The 6532-nt window shown below is 54.6% G+C and carries 5 protein-coding genes; 4 read left to right on the top strand and 1 reads right to left on the bottom strand.

From position 1 onward, the window contains the following. The first annotated feature begins 553 nt into the window (after positions 1-553). The 4 genes from L5470_RS09820 to L5470_RS09835 all read left to right on the top strand — a co-directional run bounded on the left by L5470_RS09820 (position 554) and on the right by L5470_RS09835 (position 4360). Positions 554-898, top strand: a complete 345-nt coding sequence (locus tag L5470_RS09820) for a hypothetical protein (RefSeq protein ID WP_099799008.1) — start codon at positions 554-556, stop codon at positions 896-898. A gap of 18 nt (positions 899-916) precedes the next feature. After that, entirely contained in the window at positions 917-2686 is a 1770-nt protein-coding gene (locus tag L5470_RS09825; protein ID WP_499499722.1) for an ABC transporter ATP-binding protein, read from the top strand. Positions 2687-2800: 114 nt separating this feature from the next. Further along, positions 2801-3919: an SUMF1/EgtB/PvdO family nonheme iron enzyme gene (locus tag L5470_RS09830; protein WP_499499724.1), complete on the top strand. Its 1119-nt coding sequence runs from the start codon at positions 2801-2803 to the stop codon at positions 3917-3919. A gap of 9 nt (positions 3920-3928) precedes the next feature. Beyond that, positions 3929-4360: a gamma-glutamylcyclotransferase family protein gene (locus L5470_RS09835; RefSeq protein ID WP_499499726.1), complete on the top strand. Its 432-nt coding sequence runs from the start codon at positions 3929-3931 to the stop codon at positions 4358-4360. On the opposite strand, the gene aspS is transcribed toward L5470_RS09835, so the two are convergent. After that, positions 4357-6150 (bottom strand): aspartate--tRNA ligase, encoded by a 1794-nt coding sequence (gene aspS / locus L5470_RS09840; protein WP_499499728.1) that lies wholly within the window; start codon positions 6148-6150, stop codon positions 4357-4359. The genes L5470_RS09835 and aspS overlap by 4 nt on opposite strands. Between the last annotated feature and the right edge of the window lie 382 nt (positions 6151-6532).

A 6532-nucleotide genomic window follows, 5' to 3' on the forward strand; every position in this document is an offset into this window, starting at 1 on the left:
GACGAAGCGAGGTTTGTTCAGGACTGCTCAGAATTGGTACATCAACGCGGATTGTAATGGCGCTGCCAACATCCTGCGTAAAGTAGCGACGATGCTTGGATTGAGTCTGAGCGGAGTTGGTAGGGGGTCTTTGACTGCCCCCACCCGCATTAAGTTGTGGGTGACAGCTCAAGGGAAAAGCGAAGCAACGCGGCTTCAGCCCGTTGCGTAGCATCCTTTGGGAATCCCCTCTCTTTCAAGGAGGAGAGAAGTCAATTACCAAGAAAACCGGGTCTAACGCCCCGCTTTTAGGGCAAGAAGTATGTCAAACCCAGTGCGCCGCAGAGGCAGATAGTAACCGCTGTTCCCAAAACCTCAGGTTCAACCTATGGCAGAATAGCTATGTGCACGAACGACTGGCCAGATTGCAGGGATGTCCAACCGCGAGGTGATACCTACAGCGCTTGCCCTGTCTTCCTTGCAGTCACTGCTGGAGGAGTGTCCCCCCAATATTAGGGCGCGTCAATTTTACTTGGTGCTTTTGCTGTCAACTCCCTGTGAAAAGGCAACACCTATGAGCGATCGCATTCGCATTAATCTGGTAGAGGGGTCGGTTGCATTCTGTTTTTCCCGCGATGCGGCTCAGTCCCTACGGACAGCAATTGACGATCTCATGGAAGGCATGCGGGCGATCGCCACCGCCAAGGCCAGCGGTAGTCAAATCAGCCCCCAAGCCGTTATGGAATACCAACACGTTGGCGAGGTGTTTTTGGAAGTGTTTTGTAACCCCAATATTTGGCCCAATCCCTACGCCGCCAAGGTGCTTTTAACGGTGCGGGATGAGTCCATTCGCCTGACAACGGAGGCGGAACTCAGCCGGTTGATTGAAGACCTCAATGCCTTTATCGACGCCCCCTAGGGCACTGAGCCACGTGTGATGATTGCTGCCCCTAAGTCTGGCCGTTCCAGTCGCTTCCGCCGTCTCCTGCATTACCTGCGCCCCCATCAAACTAAAATCTGGGCGGGGGTGGTTGCCCTATTGGTGGTGAACCTGCTTGGTACGTACCTGCCGCTGCTGATTGGCACAGCAATTGATGAGCTGCAGGCTCAATTTCAATTTCAGCGGGTGGTGTTCTATGCCCTGCTATTGATTGGCTTGGCCTCGTTGATGTGGTTGATTCGCATGGCTTCGCGGCTGTGGATCTTTGGGGCGGGTCGCTTGGTTGAGTTTGACCTCAAGCAGCGCATCTTTGAGCACCTACTGCGGCTAGAGCCGAGTTATTTTGCTGAAAATACCGCTGGAGACCTCATTAACCGCGCCACTAGTGATGTGGATAATATCCGCCGCTTAGTGGGGTTTGCCCTCCTGAGTGCGGTCAATACTCTCTTTGCCTATGGTTTCACCCTACCCGTGATGCTGGCGATTCATCCGGGGTTGAGTTTAGGGGCGATCGCCGTCTATCCGGCGGTATTGTTCATTGTCCAAACCTTTAGCGATCGCCTGCGCTCAGAGCAACTGGAGGTACAGCAAAGCCTGTCGGATCTCAGTGATCTGATCCAAGAGGACATGAGCGGCATTGCCCTAATTAAAATTTATGGCCAAGAAGCCAATGAACAACGCCAATTTGATCGCCTAAACGCAGAACTGCTAGCCAATAACCTAGTCCTCGCCAAAACCCGTAATATTTTATTTCCGCTGTTAGGGGGCATGGTCAGCTTTAGCCTGCTGATTTTGCTGTGGTTTGGCAGCCGTATGATTGCCGACAACACCATTCAGGTCGGGGATTTTGTAGCGTTACTGCTGTATATAGAGCGCCTCATTTTTCCGACGGCACTGCTGGGCTTTACGATTACCACCTACCAGCGAGGAGAAGTCAGCATCGATCGGGTGGAGGCCATCTTGAGTGTAGAGCCACGGATTAAGGATGCTCCCGATGCTCTGTCATTGCCCCAGGTGAAGGGGCATCTGCGCTTTCAGGAGTTTAGCTACACCTATCCCAATCGCCGCACCCCTGTTTTAGATCGGCTGACCTTTGAGGTGCAGCCCGGCGAGATGGTAGCCATTGTTGGCCCCATTGGCTGTGGCAAATCGACCTTGGCCAGTGCCTTACCCCGTTTGTTGGACATTGCCCCTAACCAAATTTTCCTGGATGGTATTGATATTACCCGACTACGCCTAGCGGATCTGCGCGGGGCGATCGCCTACGTTCCTCAGGAAAGCTTTTTATTTAGCACCACCATCAAGAACAACATTCGCTATGGGGAACCAGAGGCCAGTGAACTGAAAGTAATTGCTGCCGCCAGCCAAGCACAAATTCACCACGAAATCTTGAACTTCCCCAAACAGTACGAGACCCTTGTGGGGGAGCGGGGGATTACCCTCTCTGGAGGACAGCGACAACGCACTGCCCTTGCCCGTGCCCTACTCGTCAATGCGCCAATTTTAGTGCTGGATGATGCCCTTGCCAGTGTCGATAACCAAACCGCCAGTCAAATTCTGCGGGCATTGCACGATCGCCGCCAAACCGTACTGTTTATCTCCCACCAACTGGCGGCTGCCGCCACCTGCGATCGCATTCTTGTCATGGATCGGGGGCGGATTGTGCAGCAGGGCACCCATAGTGAGTTAGCGGCTGTCTCCGGACTGTACCAATCGCTGTGGGAGCAATACCAAGTGGAAGCGACCCTACAGTCTGAGGTCGGATGAAGACAGCGGTATTTACAACTGGAACTGAGTCATCGTTGCTCAATCGTGCCTTGGAGTTGCGATTTGCGGCTGGAGACACGGGTATGAGTCGTGTACCTTGAAACGTAAAGTTTTATGTCTGGATTCAACATTTCTGCTTCTAGCACAGTCCTAGCCGTGCACCAGCGAGAGATCTTTTGGCAGGCTTGGCAACACCAGCGGCAACAGACCCTAGCGCTCATCGCGGATCTACCAGACTCAGCCCTGCGAACCCAACCTCACCCCCTGTACAGTCCGGTGGGCTGGCATCTAGGGCATATTGGCTTTACTGAAGCCCTGTGGCTTTTGGATCAGCCCACGCATCCCGCTGTGAGCGATCGCCATCGCTACTGGTTTGCGGCGGATGGTCGTCCGAAAGCAGAGCGGCAGCAACTACCGGATCGGGCAGAGTTACTCAGCTATCTGGCAGACATTCGCCAAGAGGTGGGCGATCGCCTGTGGCGGCTATCGGAGTCCCAATGGCAGGAAGAGGCTCGTCTGTGGKGGTGGATATTGCAGCACGAARCCCAGCACACGGAAACCCTGCAAATGGTCTTGGCTATGCAGGGGCGGCTGAACAGGTATCCACCGCCTATCGGTGATGTCACGACACCCTTTGCTGTACCTGCAGGCGAGTATCGTCTTGGCCGAGATGATCTGCTGGCCTTAGATAATGAACAGCCCTCTCATCTGGTGCTGAGTCCCCCCTTTGTCATAGATGCGGCACCCGTGACGTGGGGGCAATACCGCAACTTTGTTGAGAATGGCGGCTACCAGCGGCCAGAATGGTGGTCAGCAGCGGGGTGGCAGTGGCGCGAAAGCCATGGCATCACAGCCCCCTTCTACCCCATTCCCGATGATCATTTGCACGCTCCGGTGTGGGGCTTGAGTTTTTACGAAGCTGAAGCTTACGGTTACTCGCAAGGGAAGCGTTTACCCAGCGAACAGGAATGGGAAATTGCCTGCCAACACGGTTTACCCTACACTGGCTTGGTTTGGGAGTGGGTTCAAACCCCCTTTGCACCCTATGCCGGATTTCAAAGCTATCCCTACCGAGGCTATTCCACACCCTATTTTGATGGGGAGCATTACGTTCTCAAGGGGGGTAGTGAGTGCACTCAACCGTTACTCAAACGATCTGCGTTTCGCAACTGGTATCTGCGATCTAGCCGAGGTGTCTTTGCCGGAGCGCGGTATGTCAGACGAGTTTTCTAGGGGCACAAGATGACACCACCGGACACTCTCTACCTCTTTGTCTATGGCACCCTCAAGACCGGCTATGATCCCCATACGAAACTCTGCCAACCATGGTTACACTCCCACCAGCCTGCCTTAGCTCAAGGTCGTCTTTACCATTTACCCATGGGCTACCCCGCTATGACCCTAGAGGAAGGATGGGTACATGGTGAACTCCTCATCTTTAGGAACCCACCCGACACCCTATTAGAGCGCTTGGATAACTTTGAAGGATATTACCCTCAGTTGCCACCGGATCGTAGCGCGTACCAGCGGCAGCGTATTCCTGTTTATGATCTGGATCGAACCCCCTTGACCACAGCGTGGGGCTACATTATGTCGGTGGCCATGGTACAACAGGTGCGTGGCGAATGGTTGCCGCAAGGGGTATGGAATCGGCAAACGGATCTGCGAGCTTAGGGGTTACGCCGCGGTGGCTTCGCAGGCACGACATGCAGTTCCTTGAGTTGTTGTGGCTCCACACCACTGGGTGCCCCCGTGAGCAGACAGCGAGCCTGCTGGGTTTTGGGGAAGGCGATCGTGTCGCGAATAGAGTCTTCCCCTGCCAAGAGCATCACCAAGCGATCGAGGCCGTAGGCAATGCCGCCGTGGGGAGGCGTGCCAAACTCAAACGCTTCTAGTAAGAAGCCAAATTTTTCCTGTGCCGCAGTCTCATCCAAGCCAATGGTTTCAAATACTTGGCGTTGTAGTTCGGGCTGGTGAATGCGCAGGCTTCCTCCCCCTACTTCGTAGCCGTTGTAGATCAGATCGTAGGCTTGGGCACGGGCGGTTTTCAGGTTGTCTAAATCGTGGGGATGGGGCGCGGTGAAGGGATGGTGCAGTGCTTCGAGGCGCTTTTCCTCGGCGTTCCACTCAAACATTGGGAAGTCCACAATCCAAAGGAGGTTGATGGCCGCTGGGTCAATCAGGGCAAACTCGCGGGCAATGGTCTGCCGCAAGCGATCTAAGGTTTTGTTGACCGTGGCTACTTCCCCTGCCCCAAATAACAATAGGTGGCCTGGCTGTGCGCCGGTGCGCTTCAGTAATTCAGCCTTTTGCTCTGGCGAAAGATTGTCTTTAATGGCACCAATGGTATCGATGTCGCCGTTGTCGCGCACACGGATATAGGCTAAGCCCTTAGCTCCTGCGGCGGTTGCCTCTTGGAACAGATCGCCGCCGGGTTTAATCCGCACGTTGGAGATGCGATCGTTGCCGTTGGGAATGGGCAGAATTTTGACAATCCCCCCTTGGGCGATCGCCCCACTAAAGACCTTGAAGCCACAGTCTTTGAGTAAATCTGAGACATCGACAAGTTCCAAGCCATAGCGGGTGTCCGGTTTGTCGGTGCCATAGCGATCCATGGCTTCATGGTAGCTGAGGCGGGGAAACGGCCGGGGCAGCYCAATGCCTTTGACGGTCTTGAAGATGTGGCACACTAAGGCTTCGTTAAGAGCGAGGATCTCATCTTGCCCCATGAAGCTCATTTCCATGTCCAGTTGGGTAAATTCTGGCTGGCGATCGGCTCTGAGATCTTCATCCCGGAAGCAGCGGGCAATCTGGTAGTAGCGATCGCACCCTGCCACCATCAGCAATTGCTTAAATAACTGTGGCGATTGGGGTAGGGCAAACCATTCCCCAGGGTTGACGCGGCTGGGCACTAAATAATCGCGGGCACCCTCCGGGGTTGAGCGGGTCAGGATGGGGGTTTCAACTTCAATAAAGCCTGCCTCGTCTTCAAGGAAACGGCGCATTGCCTGCACCACGCGATGGCGTAACTGTAGGTTGTGGGCCATACGCTCCCGTCGCAAATCGAGGTAGCGATAGCGCAGCCGCACCTCTTCGCGCACCGGCTCCTGTTCAGCGGCGGAGATGCTAAAGGGCAATTGTTGCCGCACCGGATTGAGGAGTTCGATGTGATCGGCATACACTTCGATGTCACCCGTTGCCAGTTTAGGGTTCAACGAATCGACAGGCCGTTGGCTGACGCGACCCACCACCTTAATGACGTACTCACTGCGTAGGCGATCGGCCTGTTGATACGACTCAGGGGTACGCTGAGGATCGCTGACAATCTGGACAATGCCGGAGCGATCGCGCAAGTCGATAAAAATCACCCCGCCGTGATCCCGACGCCGATCGACCCAGCCGTAGAGCGTAACGGTGGACTCAACATCGCTGACGCGGACATTGCCGCAGTAGTGCGTTCGCATAAACCCCAAGTGATAATCTAATGGCCAGTCGCTAAAGCCTTACTATTTTAGCGGTTTTTAGCGGTTTCCCCTCTCCAAATGGCACGGTCTGTGTGACGGGAATCACTCCTGCGTGTGGCTGCCATCACAGTTACATTTGGTCAGCCAGTGCCATAGTAGAGCCAGCGCAGTTGAATTCAGTGCAGTTGCTTATAGTAGTGATGTGGGCGGGCTAAAACCCCTCCGCTTTAGCGAGGGGATACAGCCAACTCAGGGGGCTTTAGCCCTCTCTATGTGTTAAACTAGAGACGTGGAAAGTAGGCGTATCAACTACGCGAAGAAACATCCTAGTACGGAGAGATCCCGGCAAGTAAGTCACTACCGCTTTGGCGGCAAGAGATCG

Source organism: Synechococcus sp. PCC 6717 (genome assembly GCF_022698185.1).
GTDB classification, from domain to species: domain Bacteria; phylum Cyanobacteriota; class Cyanobacteriia; order Thermosynechococcales; family Thermosynechococcaceae; genus Thermosynechococcus; species Thermosynechococcus lividus.

What these genes read in the sequence shown, in the direction of transcription:
- L5470_RS09825 (WP_499499722.1), top strand. Translation starts at nt 917, where the DNA reads ATGATTGCTGCCCCTAAGTCTGGCCGTTCCAGTCGCTTCCGCCGTCTC.
- L5470_RS09835 (WP_499499726.1), top strand. Translation starts at nt 3,929, where the DNA reads ATGACACCACCGGACACTCTCTACCTCTTTGTCTATGGCACCCTCAAG.
- L5470_RS09820 (WP_099799008.1), top strand. Translation starts at nt 554, where the DNA reads ATGAGCGATCGCATTCGCATTAATCTGGTAGAGGGGTCGGTTGCATTC.